Source organism: Paenibacillus sp. J31R30, from assembly GCF_059692115.1.
Genome location: NZ_JCAUAV010000001.1, coordinates 412,218 through 433,968 on the forward strand (window position 1 = coordinate 412,218; position 21,751 = coordinate 433,968).

The window sequence follows — 21,751 nt, forward strand, 5'->3', positions numbered from 1 at the left end:
TAACGAAAGAGTCGTTCGACAGCCTTCTCGAGTATTCTCGGGGAGGTTTTTTCATTTTACCAATCGAGAAGTTATGAAAGTACCAAAACAAGTAATATTCCTCTAATTCGCATTAAAACGGAGGATGATACACTAAGTTTAGAAAGACAGTATGAAGGGGGAGGCACCTTGAGAGAAACAATCACTACGAAGGAAACTGTCCTGTCTAAGAAAAAAAATGTTAAAAAGAGATATATGCGACAACTGTTGATCGATGTCAGGAAAGACTGGGATTTATATCTGGCACTCCTTCCTGGCATCGCGTTTCTCCTCCTATTCAAGTACACACCGATGTACGGCATTATTATTGCCTTTAAGGATTTCAATATTTTCGATGGGATGTCCGCAAGTCCATGGGTCGGAATGAAGCATTTCGATAAATTGATTTCGTCTGCTAGTTTCTTGCAGGTATTTCAGAATACGTTGTTTATTTCCATTTACAAAATCTTGTTTCTTTTCCCACTCCCGATTGTGATTGCTATTTTACTCAATGAATTGAAAAACATCGCGTTCAAGCGAAGCGTGCAAACCGTAGTCTACTTGCCGCACTTTCTGTCCTGGGTTATTGTCAGCGGATTATTCATTGATCTGCTCTCCACGAACGGCGGTATCGTGAACAAAATCATTGTCGCCATGGGCGGTGAGCCCATCCGCTTTTTCCTAGACAGTCAGATATTCCGCTCTGTGCTTATTGGGACGGCAGGCTGGAAGGAAACGGGCTGGAATACGATCATCTATCTCGCTGCATTGGCAGGTATTGATCCCGGTTTGTATGAAGCGGCTAAGATAGATGGCGCTAACAAATGGAAACAAATCATACATATCACATTGCCTGGCTTAATTCCGATTATTTTACTGATGTTTATTCTTCGTCTTGGCTACGTGCTGGAGGCTGGAACAGAACAAATTCTCGTCATGTACAACCCTAGCGTTTACAACGTCGCAGACGTAATCGGCACCTATGTGTATCGAATCGGGCTCGGCGAGCAGGATTATAGCTTCTCCACCGCAGTAGGGGTATTCGAATCCGTCGTCGCGTTTATTTTGATCCTAACGGGCAACGGTTTGGCCCGAAAGTTTTTTGGACGAGGCATTTGGTAAGCTTAGGCTTACGATGCGAGTTTTGCTAAAGCAAAGCTTTTAGGAGGAACTTCTATGAATATCAAAAGCATGCTGCAACCAAAGTTCGCCCGAAAGTCTTCGGGCATCCCTTCATCGCTTGGCGAGAAGATTTTTACAGTGATCAATCATCTGTTTTTTATACTATTGGGCTTATCGACCGTCTTTCCATTTATTAATCTCATCGCGAAATCGCTTAGTAGTGAGGCGGCAGTCGTTTCGGGGATGGTTAATCTCATTCCCATCGATTTTCAAATAGGGACCTATACCTATGTAGCTAGCAACTCCTTGTTTCTAAGTGCCTTCATCATTTCCATTACGGTCACCTTGGTTGGATCACTCCTTTCGCTGTTCATGACGACACTTGCTGCTTATCCGCTTTCTAAGCCGAGATTACGGTGGCGTAAATTTTTTATCATTATGTATTTGTTTACGATGCTGTTCAGCGGTGGATTGATCCCGACATACCTGCTCATGCATAAGCTTCATCTTATTGATAAGCTGCCTGTGCTGTTCCTGCCATTCATGATTAACGTGTACAACATGCTCATTGTCAAAAGCTATTTCGAGAGTCTGCCTGACAGCCTTGAGGAATCGGCGAAAATGGATGGCGCCAGCAACATGACAATTCTTGTACGCATTATTTTACCGCTATCCATGCCCGTCCTTGCGACGATCGCTTTGTTCTATGCCGTAACGTTCTGGAACGATTACTTTACTTCGTTGATCTATATCAATTCGGCCGATTTGAAGCCTTTGCAGCTGTATTTAAAAGAATTGTTCGTCTCCTCCACGGACACGTTCATGCGGACAAATGTCGACGCCTCGTTGAACGTGTCACCGCAATCGATTCAGGCGGCATCGATCATTCTAGCTACACTTCCGATTATTTGTGTGTATCCATTTCTACAAAAATATTTTGTTAAAGGTGTTTTGGTCGGCTCCGTAAAGGGCTAGATCTAGCAAACAAAATTTTGAAGGGTGGTGGTGGGCCAGCTCTACAATGGTTCCATGATAGTTGGTATATGGCAGTATCCATACTCAAAGGAAAAAATAGGGAGGCTCTTACATGGTAAAAAAAATGTTAGTTCTCATGTCCATCACAACGATGGTAGCGGCGATTACGGCTTGTGGCGGAAGTACTCAAACCACTAGCAGTTCCACTACGCCGGCTGCATCTACCGCTCCTGTTGCGACCGTAGAAGCCAATAAACCAAAACCGGAATTCAAAGCCCTGCTGCAATATGCGCGATTTGATCCGAATACTGAAGTCGTGGCGAAGTTCCTGAACGAAAAGACGGGCTACAAAGTGACCTACGACATGCTGCCTGTTGAAAATCCGGATGATAAGCTCAATTTACTGATGGCGAACAAAGAAAAATATGCCTACATGCTGCTTAGCGGTCCGCAATATTCTAAGCTTGCTGCCTCTGGCGCGCTTGAGCCGATTGATGAGCTAGTCAACAAATACGGCACGAATATGAAGAATGTGATCACACAGACTTCTTGGAACGGTGCGAAGCTGAATGGTAAAATTTTCGGTATTCCGCAAACGGGATCCGGGACAATTGTTAATACACAGCTAATCGTCCGTCAGGATTGGATGGATGAACTCGGATTAAAAGCGCCTACGACGCGTGATGAATTGTATACCGTTTTGAAAACGTTGAAAGAAAAGAAAAATGTAATGGGTCTATCTGGAGGGAAAAGTCCACTTCTTCCTGAGGTACTTCCGACGTTTGGCATTCCGATGGTTCAAGCTAGCGCAACAACGGGCTGGCAGGATGTCAATGGGAAGCTAGTGAATTCGATTGAGAATCCGAATATGAAGAAATATTTGGAATTCATGAAAAAGCTGTATACCGAGAAATTGATCGATCAAGAATGGTCGTTAAATCAAGCGAATAAGGTCATAGAGAACTTTACGAGCGGTAAAGCGGCGATCATTTCAAACGCTTACTTTAACGCGCCAACTGTACAAAATGCACTGTTGAAAAATTCACCAAATGCGAAAATTGGCAGCTTCCCTTACCTCAAAGGGGATGATGGCAAAGTCCAAGTTATGGGCAGCGCTGGGATCAGCTGGTATGTGGGTATACCGAAATGGGCCGATAACAAAGAAGATATTATTAAATATTTGGATCTGAAGCTGGATAAAGATATTTTCAAAGAAGCGGCGATTGGTAAAGAAGGCGTTCACTATAAGATGGAAAACGGCAATTACTTCCCGATTCTGCCGAAATTCAATGATGAATACAACAATGCTTCAACATTCTTAACGGGTGTGGATGAGAAAAATTACCCAATCTACTGGCAGGCTCGTGTACGCAAAGATCCGATCTTAACGGAATCCTTTAATAAAATTCAAGAAGCGGCCAAAGGCAGCATTGTGCTTGATCCACTTGCTTTTGCACCACCACTTGAAGCGATCGGTAAATACAACTTGAAGCTGCAAAAGCTGATGGAAGATACGTTCTTGAAATACATCACGGGTGCAGAACCGCTCGAAAACTATGACAAATTCGTCACTCAATGGAAAGCAGATGGCGGAGAAGAAATGACCAAAGCGGCCAATGAATGGTACGCTGCTAATAAGAAGTAGTATCGAATTCCCCTGCGGTTATGCCGTGGGGGTTTTAATACATAGAGGGAGCGGAGATATAGATGCCTAAGATCGGATTTATTGATTATTTTCTGGATGAATGGCACGCGGAGAAATACCCAGGCTGGATAGATAAGGCAACGAATGGACGTATGCAGGTTGCTTATGCTTATGGGAAGACCAACATAGATGGAAAGCTGAGCAATGCGGAATGGAGCCAGAAGAAGGGTATCCAGCTGCTGGACTCCATCGAGGAGGTCGTAGAGAAGAGTGATTATTTGGTCGTTCTATCGCCGGATCATCCTGAGTATCATGAGGAGCTAGCAAGTGCAGCATTGCAATCGGGCAAACCTACTTATATTGATAAAACGTTTGCTCCTGATCGAGCTGCGGCATTACGCATGTTTGAGCTCGCTGATAAGCACAAGACTCCTATGTATTCCACTTCGGCGCTTAGATTTGCAGCAGAGTATGGCAGTGTGGAGAAGCAGGGAATAGAATCTATTAACTGCTTAGGGCCAGGGAAGTTTGACAACTATGCCATCCATCAGGTGGAGCCGATCGTCTCTTTAATGGGGACGGATGTCAGACGCGTGATGTGGACAGGGACAGACAAGACCCCCTCCCTACTTATTGGGTATGGGGATGGTCGCCAAGCGATGATCAACCTCTATGGCTGGGAATGTCCGTTCAGTATGGCACTCAGTTATGAAGCGGGGACGTCGAAGTTTCTCCAAATACAGTCGGATTTCTTCGGGGCTTTTATCGAGAATCTAGTCGGGTTCTTCGACTCGGGTATGCCGCCGGTTGTACGAGCGGAAACGATAGCAATAGCTACGATTTTAGATGCGGGTATGAGGGCGGCGAAGACGCCTCATCAATGGCTGCAGTTGAAATGAAAAAGATCCGGCTCCTTCCGCATGGGAGGAGCCGGATCTTTTTTTTGGTCAGGGATGGCGTGTAAGGCGCCAGGAGTGGCGTTAGTCCGATATTTCCGAACTAAATCGGGGATTCCATGCGAAATAGCACGAATAGTCCGATTCTACCGAACTAAATGCCCAGTTTTTGCGGGTGGTAGTCGTTTAGAGCGATTTAGTTGGGCTAATTCGGACTAATTGAGGATTGGTAGTGTGGACGGTGAAATTAGTTGGGGAATTTCGAACTAATGGGTGGCGGGGAAGAGTAATATATGTGTGGAAGTGGCAAATAGAAAGGAGATAGTCGGTTAAACCGACTATCTCCTGTGAAACAGTGGCAAAGTGTGTAGAGTTCGTCAATAAGATCGACTAACTCGAGTGAGAAAGTGGCGATGCGTGTAGTGTTAGTCTTCACCTGCAAGTTGCTTTTGCTCAGTCAATGACTTCCACAATCACTATATCTTCACTTTTGTCCTTATGGCTATTGAATACCTTTATCTTGATATCCGCCTGCTTGCCTCGATAGGAGGCTGAGATGGTAGCCGAACCTGGCTTCACAGCTGTGATCGTGCCGTCAGCCGCAATGGATGCGACTTTATCGTGCGAAGAGCTGTACGTCACGCCTTGGGCGAGATAGGTGACTACACCATCAGTGTAAGAGGTTTTTAACGGTGCCTGGTAAGTTTCACCTTTGACTAGACTATGCTTGCTCTCATCGAAGCTGAGACTTGCCACATCCACGACACTTACGATGGACTTCGCGGTCTTGCCCTGGAAGGTAGCTGTAATTTCAGCTGTACCAGCTTTCAGAGCGGTAACCGATCCATCTGCGGCAACGGTGGCTACAGCTGAATTGCTAGAGGTGTACGAAGCTCCGACTACAACAGCTCGAGACTCATCCGAGTAAACGGCGGTCGTTACAGATGCATGCTGATCACCTGCTACAAGACGATAGGCAGGTGAATCAAGCTCGATACCTGTGAGGACGGGTGCAGTACGCGTGATGTTGACGGTTTTCTCATTCGTTTTGCGATCGTCTACATAGACAGAAATCTGCAAACTATTCACGCCGATTGCGAGCGGGACAGTGCCTTTAAATTGTCCGTTACTTAATACTTCAGCAGGAACGCCATTTAGTAGAACACGTGCCGTCCCCGGTCCAATGACTTCGACCTCGCCCTTGATCTCCAGATTACGGAGTGCTGTACTCGTGTTCGCATAATCAAGGTAACCTCGTAACACAGCCGACCGCACATCATCACCGACCTTGTAGGTTCTCGCCACAAGCTGCCTTCTCGTCCGTACGCCGGAAGCATCCAACGCAGAGATGACGAAGCCGCCTTGTGGAATGACACTGTTATTCGGCGAAATATTGGTCCAGTTCCAGTTAAGCGCCTGCTGTTGGTTAACGACCTTTGTGACTTTGCCGGAGCTGTTCACGATGGCCTCCACGCCAAATGTACTAGTAGCGGTTGTCTGACCAAAAGCATCGGAATAAATGTTGAGATTGTTCTCGTTTCGGCTCACATTGTAGAGATCGGCTTCCAGGAATGACGCTGGATTGCCAGGAACGCTGGAGCCGATTTGGTAATCCTTGACGTATTCCACATTATGCAGGGATGCTTTCACAACAGACCAGTTGACTTGTGAAAGGTCGAAGAGCATGAGGCCGTTCGATTGCGACAAGCCAGCCTGAAACACCGAACGCTGCAGCGGAGGATCTTGGATGTTCGCCAGCGCGATACTTGCATACATCGGGACTTCACCGTTCGTTACAATGTTGCCTAAGGTAATGTGATGTTCGATTTCTTTTTGTGTCGTTTGATACGTACCGATCATGAGGAAATCAATGTTACCCGAGTAACCGGTCTTGGCGTAAGACTCTGTGTATAGACTATCATCCGGCAGTTGCAAACGGCTGTCATATTTGAAATTCGGGCTGCCCCAGTGAACGCCGTTCAAGTAGTAGGATTCAAACCAAGAACCCACATAAGCGGACGAATAAACTTTATGGCCTTTCAATGCGGAGTAACGATCCGTTAGTAAACGGACCTCATCCGTAAACGTTTTGATGGTTTGCGAGCGGAACTCCCACCAGTCATTGATGAGCGGTCCAGTTTGGCGAACATTGTTCACGTAACTGAACACATCGGCTGGCCAATTCGTCAACTGTTTCCCTCGTGCGGCAAGAAACGCCTCAAACTTCGCGCGCGTCAACGGGCTGAAGTCGGCCGTTTCGTTGTCGTACCGAGTACGGTCAAGCACGACGCCGTCCACATCGTAATTCTTGATGACCTCTTCCATGTTTCTCAACTCGAAGGCCCTTACATCATCATTGGCTGGATTAACGAAAGCAACGAGGGACTTGCCCGATTTAAAGTAATTGCTTTCACGGAGCCTTAGAATTTGACCATTATCCTCAGGACGGTACACATGCTCTTCCCAATCTAGATGCTGGTTCAGCAGCCCATACTCGTTGTGAGCAGGCGAGCCTTCAGCAAAAACGTTGAATGCTGCGTGGATTTTGATCCCAAGCTGATGCCCGTATTTGATGAACTCCTCCAGCATATCTAGATTCGGATTCGCCCCCGCACGCGTCGGAGCCGTCATCTGTGAGATATGCGGCCGACCCGTCAAGTCGTTTTTCTTGTAGTTGGCGAAGCCCTCGACGCCTTTGACATCAAGTGCTACAGCTGTCACGCCAGCATCCTTCGCTTTGGTTAGCATATCGAGGATGTTAGCCGGTGTTTGCAGCTTGAAAATGTTCGTGCCTTGGTCGACCCAGAGGACGACTTCTTTCGCAGCGTTTGTTTGTTTCTTATAAAACACAACAAGCGTTTTGCGATCGTTTTCTACGCCATTCTTGGAGGCGACGACATCTAGGTAATTTACGCCTTCAGCAAGTCCGATTTCAATCTGGAAAGTGCCGTTCGCTTGCAAAGCAACCGAAGTTTGGTTAATACGGATCGCATACGTGACGCCTGCTTCCAGGTTTTCCAATTTGCCGGAAACCGTAGTCTTCGGCGCGGTTACCGTAAACCAATCGTCATTGTCCAGTTTAAGACGAGCTTGAAGTCCTTGACCCGTCATGAGTGCAGAGACAGGGATGACTTGGCCATTTTTACGCAGCTTTATGAGGTCACCGACCTTGAAATTTTTGGCCAGATACTGTTTAAAGGTTTTATTCGCCCAACTGTCATCATTCGCCACAAGGATGTAACCGCCTTGCGGGATCGTCAAGATTGTAGGTCCTGTCCAGACAGGGACTGCGCCATTTATGGAAGGATTGACAACCCGAGTCACGTGATTCGTCGCATCGACGACAACACCGACAGAAGTTGTGCCAACCGTAACCTGTGTAGCAAATTCTGGAGTGAACAAAGCGACATAATCGGTGATTCTACTGACATCGGAATCAACGTAATTAATTTGCTTGCGCGGACCCTCAATATCGATGGTGATATCGAAGGGTGCCGCTTCTACTTCTATAAAATCGGTAGGACTGGGTGCCGCAGATGCGGTTATGGACCAAGTGGAAGCGAGTAATGTAATCAATAAAGTCATGATTAGCCATTTCGATTTATTCAACTGGATTCACATTCCTTCCCTAGAAACGGATTTCTTCACCTTTTTCGCTGGATTCATAGACGCCGCAAAGAATTTTCATCATTTCAACGCCGTCCTGCACCGGTGAGAGGGTTTCCTTTTTACCTTGGCATACTTCAATGAAGTAGTTGATTTCATCCTGGAACCCAGCGACAAAATCGAAGCTCAAGTTATTGATCTGCGGGGTGAGGTTCAAGATTGTATCGTACTTCTCGGTAATGATGGATAGCTGCGGCTCCAGCTCGGCTCCGCCTTTTTCACCATACAGCTTCACCGTCAATTCATCTTCCTTGGCATGAAGCGTAAAGCTGACGTCAACCAGAATAGAGGCTCCGTTCTCAAAGCGGATCAGTGCATTCGCCAAATCCTCGACCGTATTGTGAGTAGGGTCATAATCGGCTGCTTTGTAAAAGGCAAGGTTCTTCACGTTGGCACGGTTTCCAAGCTTTTTATACGTATTGCCTGAGATGGATTTCACTTTAGGACGACCCATCAAATACCAGCAGAGGTCAATGACGTGCACGCCAACATCGATCAGCGGACCGCCGCCAGAGCGCTCAGTGTCTGAAAACCAGCCGCCAGGGTTACCTAAGCGACGAATACAAGATGCCTTCGCATAGTAAATCTCGCCGAGCTCATTGTTATCGAGGAACGATTTGATGATGCGGGTATTGGAAGCATAACGGCGAACGAAGCCGACTTGAAGCGTTTTGCCTGTACGACGAACGGCATCTTCTACTTCCAGCGCCTCTTTGACCGTCGTACAAAGCGGTTTTTCGGTGAGTACGTTTTTACCAGCATCCAGAGCGGCAATCGATATTTGGGCATGGCTATTATTCCACGTACAAATGCTAATGGCGTCTACTTCCTTATTAGCAAGCAGTTCTTTATAGTCTGTGTAGATATGCTGAATGCCGTATTTCTCAGCTTTTGCTTTTGCGCGTTCCTCGTTCAAATCACAGATCGCATATAGCTCAGCATCCGGATTGTTTTGATAGGATTTTAAATGCATTTCGGAAATAGAACCTGCACCGACAACACCAATACGTATTTTACTCATCTACATACACCTCATCTTTAGTATAGTTAACGTTATACGGGACGCATAGTAGGCCAAGACAGCTCGATCCCGTAGCTTTCAAGCATATTCTGGAAAACGCGAAGCTCAGATTCCTTGTTGCGTACTTCTCGGGGTACAATTCCGCGATCGATGCATCGACTAGCTAGAAAACCAGCCGCTTCGCCAATGTTCCATTCAACGGGATGGAGCCGATAACAGCCGTTGGTAATGTGGGTAACGCCAAGATTTTTGCATGCTGGAAGCAGATTGTTCATGCGGATCGGAATTAAGCTGCCGAGTGGAATCTGGAAAGGCAGGGAAGAGACATCTATATAATGACGGTTGCCCGTACTTGGATGCAGGTCAATCCGGTAACAGCCGATGCCGACAGAATCGGGGAACTGCTCGGCTTTTCCGTCAGGTCGGCAGGCTGTGCTCACATGCTGCTCTAAGACGGTAAACTCCGCTTTGATCCGGCGCGACTCCCGTATGTACGGATACATAGCCAGTCCGTCCTCTGTACCTACGATATCCTTGCGCAGTCGAAGTCCAGGGTAGCCTTGGCCGCCATCAGGCCGTGGCGCTTCTGTTTGCAGCCAGTAGAGCAGCGAAAGACTGAGCTGTTTAGCATCCCAGAGGCTTCTTTCTCTGTCCTCAGCACTGACATCAATAATGGAACCGAGCCAGTAATCATTCTGCGGCCAATTGACCAATGTAATGTCGCCAGGATAAAAGCCTTCCTCGAAGTTCCTGCTGTCGATGATACGCCGGTAGAAGAACAAGGAGTACTTCTCCGTCCCTTCGAACAGCTCATAGGAAACGGTCTCTAGCGTATGAGGGCGAACACCGGACCAGCTGAGCAGCTTATCTGGCCAGAATTCAGCTTTATATTCCTTCCAGAAGTCGTAGCGCTCGGGACGCGCGATGGTGTGATCTTCGCCTTCGATGTAATCCATTGCGAAGCAGTAGGTAAAGCCCTGCATATCCTGAGGCAGCGCGTCATCATCTACAGCATGCGGCTCTCCCGTTTCGCTTTTTGACTCAGCGCCAGTTACATATTCCGCGCCAGCTAGCGGCAGCACATCGCCACACTCGGTAGCGTCAAGGAAATAAGCGGCAGATAACGTCATCAGATCACCGTTCGTCAGATTGCGAATCGAGACGGAACGGACATCATCGCCGTCCACGGATACCGATTCTAGGCGATGCCGGGTAAGAATCTGCAGCCTCCCGCTGTTGACATAGGGAGCCAGCATTTCCTGTAAGACGGCCAAAGCAGCTCGCGGCTCATGGCATAATCGTGAAACGCCGCCATTACCGGGATTAAGCAGCGTTCGTGAACGCGCCTCCGAAGTGAGCGGGAAATGTCGGCGATAATAATCACGCACACCATCTCGAAACTGCCGATAACTGCGTGTGCAGCCAAATTGTTCGATCCACGGATGTTCATCTGGCGGAACGGCTTGGCTCGTTAATTGCCCGCCGATCCAGTCGGTTTCCTCGGTCATGATCACTCTTTTGCCGGATTTGGCAGCGGCAAGAGCAGCTGCGCAGCCGCCGGTTCCACCGCCGATCACGACAATATCAGCATGGTAGTCATGCCTATTGGGATTGCTGTTCGTGGTCACCAATGCAGATAGTCCCTCCTTTTACCAATTCGCCTGCAGGCATTCACAGGTTATCCTTATTGTATTACAGCTGTTAAAGAGCCACAGCGGAGGACCATGACTTCTTTTGGTACTTTAATAACCCATTGGCCACGAAAAAAAAGGGATTGCTTAGGAGAAGGCGAAGATTCATAACGAGCAAGTATAATGGAGGAATGCATGATGGCTAATCAGCAGCAACCAAGCAACGCCTTGAATTTGGATGCGAATATGCGGATTCCACAATCCGCCACCCAATCTTTCCGTTGGTATTCACCGCTTGAGCAGCCGTTTCATGTGGCAGGCTTTGGCTGGCTGAACGAAGAGAAGCTTTATCGCAGGCTGCCTGCTAAACCTGCTTGGATACTGCCAGAGGCGGTAAACAATCTGGCCAACTGCACAGCTGGCGGGCAAATTCGTTTCACAACGAATGCTGCCTCGCTTTCTATTAGAGTGAAGCTGTCGGGTGCTGCCAATATGTATCATATGCCTGCAACGGGACAGTGCGGTTTTGACTGCTACATCGGAGATCCAGGGGAGCAGCTGTATTACGGTACAACCATTTATGATGCCAAACAAACCGAATATGAAAGTGTTTTGTTTACGAATTTGGAGCAAGAGAATCGAAGCATTACCTTGAATTTTCCGCTTTACCAAGGTGTAGAGGAAGTATGGATTGGTGTAGATCCATCAGCTTACATCGCACCTCCTCCAGCTTACGATCGCAGTGGAAGGATCATATTTTATGGGACTTCCATCACGCAAGGAGGGTGTGCCTCACGTCCTGGCATGGCTTATACGAATATTTTAGCTAGACGAATAAATAGAGAGTTTCTAAACTTAGGCTTCTCCGGTAACGGCAAGGGCGAGCCGGAGCTTGCGCATATACTTGCGGAGATACCAGACCCAGCATGCCTCGTCTTGGACTATGAGGCAAACTGCGTTTCCACAGAAAATCTGCAAACGACGCTGCCAGCGTTCATTCGCATTTTCCGCAATAAACACGCGCTGACACCAATTCTAGTGATTTCTCGCATTTCGTACGCGAGGGAAAAATTTCAACCGCAAATGCTGCTGGACAAAGCAAATCGCAAGCAGGTTCAGCTTGGAACTGTCGAGCAGCTGCGAGATCAGGGCGACGCCAACATTTATTTCTTCGATGGCTCTAATTTGCTGGGTGAGGATGCTCACGAATGTACGGTTGATGGAGTCCATCCGACGGATCTCGGCTTCATGCGTATGGCAGACGGGTTAACGCCATTTTTGAAAAAGATGCTAAGTACTTGATTGCTTGTTTGGTGAAGTCTGAAGGGGTGATGGTTGGATGAAAAGAATGAAAACGGCTATGCTGGTCATTCTCGCTTGCTGTACAACGACTGGCTGCGGCATACCGAATTTGGCTATGAACGAAGGAAATAAGGTGGATACGGCAAACGAACCAGCGATACGCATCGTCGTGAACAGCCTAGGTATGAACTTTCCAGAGGGGATGGATGAGAATCATAATCCCTATCTTAGTTATATAGAGAAGAACATTGGCGTTCAGGTGAATGTGACGCTCCCACCCTTGAATGGATATGATGAGAAGCTTAACGTCATCATGGCCTCCGGCGAGCCTCCGGATTTGTTGAATACAAGTGATCCTTCTTGGTTTATTCATTTTGTTAATCAAAAAGCGCTAACGCCTTTAAATGACTACATTGAGAAATATGGGGCCAACCTGAAGGCCAAAATCCCCAAAGAGGCTTGGGATAATGTCACCGTGAATGGCAATATCTATGCGATTCCCAGCTTGAACGAAGTGAAGGGAACCGAAATCGTCTATGCCAGGAAAGACTGGCTGGACAAGCTCGGTCTGCAGCCTCCAAAGACACTCGCGGAATACACGGCGGTGATGAGGGCTTTTGCTGAGCGAGATCCAGATGGGAATGGGAAAAAGGATACCTACGGCTTATCGATTCTGGAACGATTGCGAAGAACTTCGCCATTTCTCGGCGCCTTTGGGGTTCAAATGAAAGCGTGGTATGAACGGGACGGCAAGCTGGTTTATTCGGGCATTCTCCCAGAAATGAAAGATGCTCTTCTTTATCTTCGAGGTCTGTATGACGAAGGTATTCTCGACCCCGAATTCCCGCTCAATAAAATAGATGTACTAGGTGAAAAAATAGTGAGCGGGCGAGTAGGTCTGTTCTCAGCAGCATGGTCCGACACGCGTTCACATATTGCAGCAAACCGTAAGAATGACCCGAAAGCCGAGTGGATCCCGCTTGAATTTCCGATCGGACCTAGCGGCAAGCATGGGGTTTATAGTACGTCGATCGTCCGATCCTACAACGTTGTGCCAATGAAGAGTGAGAAGGCAGAGGCTGTCGTTAAGTTTCTAGATTTCGTCGCAGGACCGGGTCAGACAAGCTTAAAGCTCGGTTTTGAGAACGAAATTTGGACGCGGGTGAATGGCAAATTGAACATTCGTTTTGATGAACATTCGAAGCATGGTTATCGGGGCATCTATGGCGCTTTGGCGGATATGGTCGATCCGAATGTGACACGAGATCGGCTGGAGGCACTCGGCCAGCAGTTCCGTCTCTATGATAACCTGCAGCGGATTGAGCATAATCTGATGCAAGATCAGTTCAATGGGCCGCCAACTCCAGCCATGGGCAAGCATCAAGTGAAGCTTTCCAAGCTGCAGGAGGAAACATTTACGCGAATTATTGCGGGCCTCAGTCCCATCGAGGAGTTCGATGCTTTTGTGAAAAAGTGGAAGGAAGCCGGCGGTGATGAAATAACCGGGGAAGTGAATGAGTGGTGGCGAGAAAGCAGCAAGTAGGAGGCAAGTATCCGATGAACAGTCGGCGTGTGGTCGGTCATGAATGGAGGGACTACCGAAATGACCCAAGAGATTCTTTCTAAAATTCGCAAATTGCTAGCCGGTTATATCCAAGTTCGGTTAACCTGGTATTTTTTACTTATTCTACTTCCACTAGCTGGTTTTAGTCTGTTTGCCATTGCCAAATCGCAAATGATTGTTGAAGTGCAAACTGGGGAGAGAACACAGGGAGCCCTGCATACAATGACAGGTTATATTGACCTGACGCTGCAGAATATTGAACAGCTTTCCTCCTTAATCGCTTTCGATATGAACGTGAATGCTACGCTGCAGTCCGTCGGTCAGGAGCCGGAGAAGCAGTCGTTCGTTCACTTTGCCCAGGTGATGGATCAGATCACGAGTATGACGACGGTCAATCTCATTGTCGACCAGATCACGATTATCCATATGCCTTCACGCACGGTCATTTCCACCAAATTCGGTGGAGGTAAGCTGCCGGGAGGCGCAGAGAAGCAGGAATGGTATCAGCATTTAATGGAGGCGAATGGGGGAACGATATTTTTCACACCTCAGGAAGGTGAATCCTACTTCGATGCAGACAGCGTGCATTTGATTCGGACGATGGATCCCTATAACCGCACGCTGATAAATCCGAACTTGCTCGTTCTTTCCGTGAAAAAGAGTGCTCTAATTGAGCTTGCGAAGCCGCTTCTGCCTTCCAAGAATGCGAATATCTATCTGTTTGATAACGATGGAAGATCGATAACGGGCACAGGTGGAAGTGTAAATCCCGGGGTCTGGGACAAAGTGGACAAGGTAAGAACGATTCGTAAATCACCGCAAACCGGTACGGAGATGGTCACGATCAGTGTGAAATCGAAGTTATCGGGATGGTCGCTGATGATGGAGCAGCCTTTGTGGGAAATTCGAAGTCATACCGACTCTTTGAAAATATTTTCATATGGGATTCTCGTGGTGAGCTTGGTTTTGGCTATTTGGGCGTCTTGGATCATTTATCGAGGGATTTCAGCGCCATTGCGAAAGCTTGCTTATGGGATGAAGCAGCTTCGTACGGGGAATTTCACCATCCAACTGGAAGATACGCGTATAGATGAACTAGGCTACGTGATTGAATCTTTCAATCGGATGGCCGAGAATCAGAAAACATTGATCCGAGATCATTACGAGAAACAGTTGTTATTGTCCAAAATGGAACTGAAATTTCTGCAGTCGCAAATTAATCCCCATTTCCTATACAATACATTGGATTCGATTTATTGGACCGCCAAAAACTATGAAGCCGATGAAATCAGCGAAATGGTGTTGAATCTCTCGAAGTTTTTCCGACTCAGTCTGAACAAGGGGAATGAGACGTTTACAGTGAAAGAAACGATCGAGCATCTGAAATATTATATTAAAGTGCAGCAGCTGCGATTCCTTGATCACTTTACCGTTCGCTATGATATCGCGGAGGAAAGTGCGCATTACCATGTTCTGAAGCTTCTCCTGCAGCCTTTGGTGGAAAATGCGGTGCTGCATGGCTTGGAGAAACAGAGCAGCGGCGGGGAGCTCGCCATCTCCTCTTATGTGGATGGAAGCTGGCTTGTACTTGAAGTATGTGACAATGGTGTAGGCGTCAGTAAAGAGCGGCTCGCTTATATCTGCGGAAAATTGGAGGAGGCGAGCATGCTAGCTGCGGAGGGCATCTCTACGGATATAAAAAGGGAGAAGGACCTATTCGGCTTGCGTAATGTCGTTGGTCGGATGAAAATGTACTACGGTAATGAATCGCAGTTTCTTTTCGAGAGCGGCTATGGCATGGGAACCAAGATTACGCTCCGCTTACCGTTGGCCATGTGCGAAACAACCATAGAGGAGCAAGCGGGGTAACGATGAAGCAGCCGCGGATGATACCAAAAGACCTCCGGAAGCCTACAAGCTCCGGTGGTCTTTCTCATTTAACACGGAAAAACCGCCTCTGAAAAAGGTTAAAATATTCGGATTATAGTGTGATTTCTTTGTATTTGGTAGACGGAATCCACGTGAGATGCTACAAGGATAATTAAGGGGAGAACGATTAATGTATTGAAGGAGGAATCGTTGCACCCGTTCAGAGAGGAAAGTGGATTGAAGAAAATCTACTTCAAGCGTGGTTATTAGCGTGATATACTTAAAATGAAACCAATGTTTCATTTTTATAGGGAGGGTGAATGGATGCAAGTGAATGGTAGTTTAGTTGTTCAAAACGGTACGCTAATTACAGCTAACAGGCTAATTCCAGGTGGGGTCGTTCTTATTGAGCAGGGCTTAATTACCGATTTCGGGGAAGCGGGAGAGGTACAAGTGCCAGCTGGTCTACCTGTGTTGGATGCGAAAGGCGCTTACATAGCCCCAGGTTTTGTCGATATTCACTGCCATGGCGGCGGCGGGGTGTGGTCATGGGAACATCCCCATACGTTTGCGCTTGCACATTTGAAGCATGGAACGACAGCCATCCTACCGACATTTACTTACAATGAAAGTCGGGAACAAGTCCGAGAAGGGCTCCAAACCATTATAGAGGCAATGGATTCAAGGGAGCCCTTCGCCCACGCGATTGTCGGTATCCATATGGAAGGGCCGTATATTAATAAAAAATACGGGGCTATCACCTCGCCAATCCGACCAGTTGATCAGAACGAATACGAGGAAATTATGCGAGTAGCTGGCGATCGCATCAAGGTATGGACACTTGCTCCGGAGCTGGAAGGTCAGGAAGCCTTTGTGAACGCGGCAGAGACATATCAGATCTCGTTGTCAGTCGGTCATTCAGAGGCGACGGCGGAACAGATCTTCCGCTTCGTTCCCCAAGGTCTGCGAATTGGCTGCCACTGCACGAACGCATCGGGTACGACGCCTTCGCCTACAAGGTATGGAGGGACTCGCGAGGTGGGTGTTGACGAGGCTGTTCTGGTTCATGACGACATTTATGCCGAAGTCATTCCTGATTCAGAAGGCGTACATGTTCGCCCCTTGATGCTGAAACTGATTCACAAAACCAAAGGGACAGACCGTGTGATCATTATTACGGACGCAATGCCTGAGGCTGGCGTGAAAAACGGAAATGGTTCGGACTTGAATTGGAACCATCTCGGTCATTTGGCGGGTAGTCGCTTAACGATGGATATGGCTGTTCGCAATATGATGAGACATGCTGAGGTAGGGCTTGTGGATGCTTTCCGCATGGCCTCACTCAACCCAGCGAAGGTCATTCATATGGATGATCAGATGGGGAGTATCGAAAAAGGTAAGCTGGCCAACCTGCTCTTTATAGATGGAGAAATAAACATTCAACAGGTGATTTTACAGGGGCAACTCGTGAGCTTATAAGAAGATCGTCGGTATGTGTACATTTTCAAAAATATTTTTTAATAATGGATCTACAAAAGTGCAAAATTCAATATAATCTTAAAATGAAACCATAGTTTTATTTGATGAAACCTAAAGGCGGTGAAAGTGTGAGATTGAATGCATGGCAGGAAACCCTGGATACACCATCGATTGTCATTGATCTGGATCTGCTGGATGCCAATTTGAAGCGGACCGCTGAATTAGCTGCGAAAGCAGGCGTGCGATTAAGGCCTCATACGAAAACGCATAAGAGCATTTGGATCGCCCAGGAGCAGCTTCGACATGGGGCCTCCGGCATAACTGTTGCAAAGCTAGGAGAAGCCGAGGTCATGGCTGATGGCGGCATGGATGATATTCTAATCGCTTACCCGATCGTCGGGAGATTGAAGCTCGAACGGCTTGGGCGGCTGCTGCAGCGGATCCAAGTGTCTGTTAGCGTGGACAGTTATGAAGTGGCCAAGGGGCTGTCGGATCTTGGTGAGCACATGAAGCTGCGAGTTCCGCTCTATGTGGATGTGAATAGCGGCTTGAACCGCTGTGGGAAGGAACCAGGGGAAGAGACGGCGGAGCTGGCGCTGGCGATTGCGAAGCTGCCGGGCATTCGGCTGGCCGCCTTGATGACCCATGCGGGCCAATCGTATAGCAAGAGTCGTGCCGACGATTGCTTGGAGGTTGCGCTGGCTGAGGCAGAAGCTCTCTTGGAATCGCAGCGAGAGCTGCGGCGCTTTGGCGTGGAGGTGCCGGACATTAGCGTCGGCTCGACGCCGACATCCAAGTTTATCGGCGCACTCGCTGGTATAGGCGTAACCGAGATGCGCCCAGGGGCGTATGTTTTCGGAGATGGCTCTCAGCTCTATACAGGCCTTATTGAGGAAGAGGAATGTGCGATGCGCATCTATGCGACAGTTGTCAGTACACCGAGGCCGGGAACTGCGATCATTGATTCCGGTTCGAAGACGCTATCGAACGACACCAGCGCACATCGCAAAGGCTTCGGCATCATCCCTGAGCTCTCGGAGATATACGTCGAGCGACTTAGTGAGGAGCACGGCATTTTGTCCGTCCCGGAGGACATACCACTGCAAATCGGCGATAAGGTAGCGATCATCCCCAATCATTGCTGCGCCGTAACCAATCTGCATGATCGGCTGTTTGGCATGAGGAATGGACAGATTGAGCGCATCATTACGGTTGATGCAAGAGGCAAAGTTACTTAGTTATGATATCTACACCTACATATAAAGGAGATTGATTCGAATGTCACAACAAATTCATACAAACCTAGCACCTGAATTTCCTCTACCTTTTTCCCAAGCGCTCCGTGCGGGCGATTTTGTCTACGTTTCGGGTCAAGTTGGGGTGGATCCCGCAACGCGTGAAGTCGTCGGAGAAACGATTGAAGAACAAACCGTTCAATGCTTGCGTAATATTGAAACGATCCTCGCAGCGGCTGGACTTTCTCTCGATCATATTGTCAAAATCAATGCCTTCGTGTCCAGACAAGAAGATTTTCCAAACTACAATAAAGCTTATGAAAGTATCATGAAGCGGCCTTTCCCTACAAGGACCTCGATTGGATGTAACATTGGAAGTTATTTAGTGGAAATTGATGCGATTGCTTACGCGGGTTCCATTCGTGGAGAAAGCAACTAATATGGGCAGCCATCAACTTCGGATTGCGGTGGCTGGTATTTTACATGAAACCAATACATTTGCTCCCGGATTTACCGATATCGGACATTTCCGAGATCAATGGACAGTCGGAGGGGAGGCATTTACCACACGGTATGCAGGGACACGAACGTCAATGGGGGGTGTTATCGCTGCTGCCGAGTTACAGGGCAGCGCCTTGTTTCCCGGCTTATACGTTGCAGCGACACCGAGCGGCATGGTGGAGGCGGCGACGGGCGACGCGTTGATCGAAGCACTTGTCGAATCCATCGACAGCGATACGGATGGGCTAGTGTTAATCATGCACGGCGCCATGGTGTCGGAGCAGTACCCCGACTATGAGGGCGAATGCCTCCGACGTTTACGTGCTAGGTTGAGGGATGATTTCCCAATCGCAATGACCCTCGATCTTCATGGCAATATTAGCCAAGAAATGGCTCGACAGGCAGATCTGATTGTCGGATACGATACGTACCCACATGTGGATATGTATGAACGGGCTATCGAGGCTTTCGATTTGCTTGTCCGCAAAATCCGTGGGGAAATTCGCCCGGTTCGGGCATTCGCGCATACGGGGATGCTTGTTGTTCCGCAGGGAATGATGACAGAGCTAGGCAGCATGAAGGCACTGATGGAGCGGGCGTTTAGCATGGAGCTACTGCCTGACGTGCTGAACGTGACCGTGGCTGGCGGCTTTCCGTACAGTGATGTGCCCGATGCGGGGATGTCATTTATTGTGACGACGAACGATAATGCGGAGCTAGCCGAGCGATGTGCGGCAGAGCTTGTGAAGATGGCCATCGAGCACAAGGCATCGTTCAATGTTGCCTATGTCACACCTTGCGAGGCAGTAACGGAGGCTTTGGCGCAGCCAGAAGGACCGGTTATCCTATCGGAAGGCTCAGATAATGTTGGGGGAGGTGCCCCGGCAGATGCCACCCATCTCCTTGCTGAACTGACAACCGTGCCACAGAAAGCGTTGATCGTGATCCGTGATAAGGAAGCGGTGGAAGTCGCATGGCGAATGGGTGTCAGTGGGGCATTCGAAGGCATAATCGGGGGTAAGAGCGATACCTTGCATGGCAAGCCTGTAGCGGTAACTGGACGGGTTAGGCTGCTGTTTGACGGACATTACCGACATGTGGGTCCGTATATGACGGGCCAACAAGCCGAAATGGGTAAAACGGCCGTCCTCGAATGCGGACAGTTGACGATTATTTTGACTGAGAAGCGAGTTGCCCCTTGGGATGTGGGTCATGTTCGCTCGGTCGGGTTATGGCCGGGGGATTATCATATCATCGTAGCCAAATCGGCGCTCGCCTGGCAGACGGCTTTTGGGACGTTCGCGAAACATGTCATTAATGTGGATTCACCGGGTTGTTGCAACGCCAATCTTATGCATTTTCAATATAACCATATAATTCGGCCAATGTATCCATTGGATGCGGAGCCACAACCGAGATTCGGATTGTACGCAATGACACCCTAGATTCTTTTGACGAAACCACTCTCCGAAGACATAAGAATGAGGAGGAGTTACCCTATGAAGAATGTTGAGAAGTCGAGGCAAAAATACACCGAATCACAATCTTACTTGGCTGGTGGGGTCGCGAGCTCCTTAAGAAGTGCTATGAAGCCCACCCCTTTGTTTACGTCAAAAGGATCGGGTCCGCGCATCTGGGATGTAGATGGCAATGCTTATATCGATTATTTGCTTGGCTATGGCCCATTAATCTTGGGTCATGCGCACGAGGCTACCACCGAGAGCGTCTATGAAGCGATGAAACGTGGAATTACATACGGACTTCAGCACGAAGGAGAAATTGAAGTAGCACGTAAGCTAACAGAGATTTTGCCCTGTGCGGATAAAGTGGCCTTAAGCGGCTCCGGAACAGAAGCGGTTATGCTGGCGCTTCGCTTAGCACGTGCTTATACCGGCAAACGCAAGATTGTACGTTTTCATGGTCACTATCACGGGTGGTCCGATGCGATCTTTACCGCATTTCCAAGCTCGGATATGCGTAAGTCCAGTGCTCGTGCCGCTGACGCCTCGGTGGATAAACAAATATTACCTGGCACGAGCGGACAGAGTGAGCTTGCGCTTGAAGATATTATTCTGCTTCCGTGGAACGACCCCGCTGCGCTGGAGGCAACTTTACGTGAGCATGGCGATGACATCGCTGCTGTTATTTCAGAGCCAGTGATGTGCAATTCAGGCTGTGTTCTTCCGAAAGCGGGCTATCTGGAACAGATGCGCAATCTGACCAAAGAATTAGGCATCGTCATGATTCTCGATGAAGTCATCACAGGATTTAGGCTTGGCCTGAGTGGTGCGCATGGGAAGTTCGGCTTGAAGCCTGATCTCGTAACGATTGGGAAAGCGTTAGGTGGAGGGATCGCTATAAGCGCGGTAGCAGGCTCTCAAGAACTCATGGCACTTATTGAGAACGGGACAGTCAGCCACCTCGGCACACTGAACGGAAACAGTGTTGCAACTTCGGCTGCATTGGCAACCATTGCAGAGCTGTCCAAAGACGAGGGAGCGGTTTATGCGAAAATGGAAAATAACGCGGAGCATCTGGTTGAAGGGATTCGCAGCTTGCTAGTCAAACACAACATCCCGGGCATCATCAACCAAATTGGTCCCGTTTTTCATATGATGTTTACGCAGGAGCCTATGGTCGAAGATTTCGCTTCCTTTACGAAGCGGGACGCTGCGAAGTATTCGGAGTTTTCTTGTAAAATGTTGGAGGAAGGCGTGCTCGTGCGATCGAACGGACTTTGGTATCTATCCGCCGTTCATGGGGAACAAGAGATTGAGGAGACACTGGCGGCGGTCGATCGGGCGCTGGCTAACCTATAGGGGGAATA

At 48.3% G+C, this 21,751-nt stretch carries 15 protein-coding genes; 12 read left to right on the forward strand and 3 right to left on the reverse strand.

All coding sequences use genetic code 11. The annotated features are described in order from the left end of the window. Window positions 1-234 precede the first annotated feature (234 nt). From AC58QO_RS01325 to AC58QO_RS01340, 4 genes are all read left to right on the forward strand, one after another. Entirely contained in the window at window positions 235-1,140 is a 906-nt protein-coding gene (locus tag AC58QO_RS01325) for an ABC transporter permease (RefSeq protein ID WP_497264357.1), read from the forward strand. 54 nt (window positions 1,141-1,194) lie between these two features. Further along, window positions 1,195-2,115 carry a carbohydrate ABC transporter permease gene (locus AC58QO_RS01330; RefSeq protein WP_497263331.1) on the forward strand — a complete coding sequence of 307 codons (921 nt, stop codon included), beginning with the start codon at window positions 1,195-1,197 and terminating at the stop codon, window positions 2,113-2,115. Between the two features lie 112 nt (window positions 2,116-2,227). After that, window positions 2,228-3,760 carry a type 2 periplasmic-binding domain-containing protein gene (locus tag AC58QO_RS01335; protein ID WP_497263333.1) on the forward strand — a complete coding sequence of 511 codons (1,533 nt, stop codon included), beginning with the start codon at window positions 2,228-2,230 and terminating at the stop codon, window positions 3,758-3,760. A 62-nt stretch (window positions 3,761-3,822) separates the two neighbouring features. Beyond that, window positions 3,823-4,659, forward strand: coding sequence for a Gfo/Idh/MocA family oxidoreductase (locus AC58QO_RS01340; RefSeq protein WP_497263335.1), 837 nt, complete (start codon window positions 3,823-3,825; stop codon window positions 4,657-4,659). Between the two features lie 450 nt (window positions 4,660-5,109). On the opposite strand, the gene AC58QO_RS01345 is transcribed toward AC58QO_RS01340, so the two are convergent. From AC58QO_RS01345 to AC58QO_RS01355, 3 genes are read right to left on the reverse strand one after another with little or no spacing between them, the layout of a single operon-like run. Then, entirely contained in the window at window positions 5,110-8,265 is a 3,156-nt protein-coding gene (locus AC58QO_RS01345; RefSeq protein WP_497263337.1) for an Ig-like domain-containing protein, read from the reverse strand. 19 nt (window positions 8,266-8,284) lie between these two features. After that, window positions 8,285-9,343: a Gfo/Idh/MocA family protein gene (locus tag AC58QO_RS01350; protein WP_497263339.1), complete on the reverse strand. Its 1,059-nt coding sequence runs from the start codon at window positions 9,341-9,343 to the stop codon at window positions 8,285-8,287. Window positions 9,344-9,375: 32 nt separating this feature from the next. Then, on the reverse strand, window positions 9,376-10,971 hold the full coding sequence (locus AC58QO_RS01355; RefSeq protein ID WP_497263341.1) for an FAD-dependent oxidoreductase: 1,596 nt from the start codon (window positions 10,969-10,971) through the stop codon (window positions 9,376-9,378). Window positions 10,972-11,169: 198 nt separating this feature from the next. On the opposite strand from AC58QO_RS01355, the gene AC58QO_RS01360 reads away from it, so the two are divergent. The 8 genes from AC58QO_RS01360 (at window position 11,170) to AC58QO_RS01395 (ending at window position 21,743) form a co-directional block, all read left to right on the forward strand. Continuing rightward, window positions 11,170-12,276, forward strand: coding sequence for an SGNH/GDSL hydrolase family protein (locus AC58QO_RS01360; RefSeq protein WP_497263343.1), 1,107 nt, complete (start codon window positions 11,170-11,172; stop codon window positions 12,274-12,276). Between the two features lie 37 nt (window positions 12,277-12,313). Further along, the gene (locus AC58QO_RS01365) at window positions 12,314-13,819 is read left to right on the forward strand and encodes an extracellular solute-binding protein (RefSeq protein WP_497263345.1); all 1,506 of its coding nucleotides are present in this window, start codon (window positions 12,314-12,316) and stop codon (window positions 13,817-13,819) included. 60 nt (window positions 13,820-13,879) lie between these two features. Further along, entirely contained in the window at window positions 13,880-15,709 is a 1,830-nt protein-coding gene (locus AC58QO_RS01370) for a cache domain-containing sensor histidine kinase (RefSeq protein ID WP_497263347.1), read from the forward strand. A 324-nt stretch (window positions 15,710-16,033) separates the two neighbouring features. Then, on the forward strand, window positions 16,034-17,188 hold the full coding sequence (locus AC58QO_RS01375; RefSeq protein ID WP_497263349.1) for an N-acetylglucosamine-6-phosphate deacetylase: 1,155 nt from the start codon (window positions 16,034-16,036) through the stop codon (window positions 17,186-17,188). 128 nt (window positions 17,189-17,316) lie between these two features. Beyond that, complete coding sequence (locus AC58QO_RS01380) at window positions 17,317-18,426, forward strand: alanine racemase (RefSeq protein ID WP_497263351.1); 1,110 nt, start codon at window positions 17,317-17,319, stop codon at window positions 18,424-18,426. A 40-nt stretch (window positions 18,427-18,466) separates the two neighbouring features. Continuing rightward, complete coding sequence (locus AC58QO_RS01385; RefSeq protein WP_497263353.1) at window positions 18,467-18,862, forward strand: RidA family protein; 396 nt, start codon at window positions 18,467-18,469, stop codon at window positions 18,860-18,862. Further along, window positions 18,846-20,369, forward strand: coding sequence for a M81 family metallopeptidase (locus tag AC58QO_RS01390; RefSeq protein WP_497263355.1), 1,524 nt, complete (start codon window positions 18,846-18,848; stop codon window positions 20,367-20,369). Before AC58QO_RS01385 ends, AC58QO_RS01390 begins: the two co-directional genes overlap by 17 nt. 54 nt (window positions 20,370-20,423) lie before the next feature. Continuing rightward, window positions 20,424-21,743, forward strand: coding sequence for an aspartate aminotransferase family protein (locus AC58QO_RS01395; protein ID WP_497263357.1), 1,320 nt, complete (start codon window positions 20,424-20,426; stop codon window positions 21,741-21,743). The last annotated feature ends 8 nt before the right edge of the window (window positions 21,744-21,751 follow it).

What these genes read in the sequence shown, in the direction of transcription:
- AC58QO_RS01325 (WP_497264357.1), top strand. Translation starts at nt 235, where the DNA reads ATGCGACAACTGTTGATCGATGTCAGGAAAGACTGGGATTTATATCTG.
- AC58QO_RS01395 (WP_497263357.1), top strand. Translation starts at nt 20,424, where the DNA reads ATGAAGAATGTTGAGAAGTCGAGGCAAAAATACACCGAATCACAATCT.
- AC58QO_RS01365 (WP_497263345.1), top strand. Translation starts at nt 12,314, where the DNA reads ATGAAAAGAATGAAAACGGCTATGCTGGTCATTCTCGCTTGCTGTACA.
- AC58QO_RS01335 (WP_497263333.1), top strand. Translation starts at nt 2,228, where the DNA reads ATGGTAAAAAAAATGTTAGTTCTCATGTCCATCACAACGATGGTAGCG.
- AC58QO_RS01370 (WP_497263347.1), top strand. Translation starts at nt 13,880, where the DNA reads ATGACCCAAGAGATTCTTTCTAAAATTCGCAAATTGCTAGCCGGTTAT.
- AC58QO_RS01360 (WP_497263343.1), top strand. Translation starts at nt 11,170, where the DNA reads ATGATGGCTAATCAGCAGCAACCAAGCAACGCCTTGAATTTGGATGCG.
- AC58QO_RS01350 (WP_497263339.1), bottom strand. Translation starts at nt 9,343, where the DNA reads ATGAGTAAAATACGTATTGGTGTTGTCGGTGCAGGTTCTATTTCCGAA.
- AC58QO_RS01385 (WP_497263353.1), top strand. Translation starts at nt 18,467, where the DNA reads ATGTCACAACAAATTCATACAAACCTAGCACCTGAATTTCCTCTACCT.
- AC58QO_RS01375 (WP_497263349.1), top strand. Translation starts at nt 16,034, where the DNA reads ATGCAAGTGAATGGTAGTTTAGTTGTTCAAAACGGTACGCTAATTACA.
- AC58QO_RS01330 (WP_497263331.1), top strand. Translation starts at nt 1,195, where the DNA reads ATGAATATCAAAAGCATGCTGCAACCAAAGTTCGCCCGAAAGTCTTCG.
- AC58QO_RS01340 (WP_497263335.1), top strand. Translation starts at nt 3,823, where the DNA reads ATGCCTAAGATCGGATTTATTGATTATTTTCTGGATGAATGGCACGCG.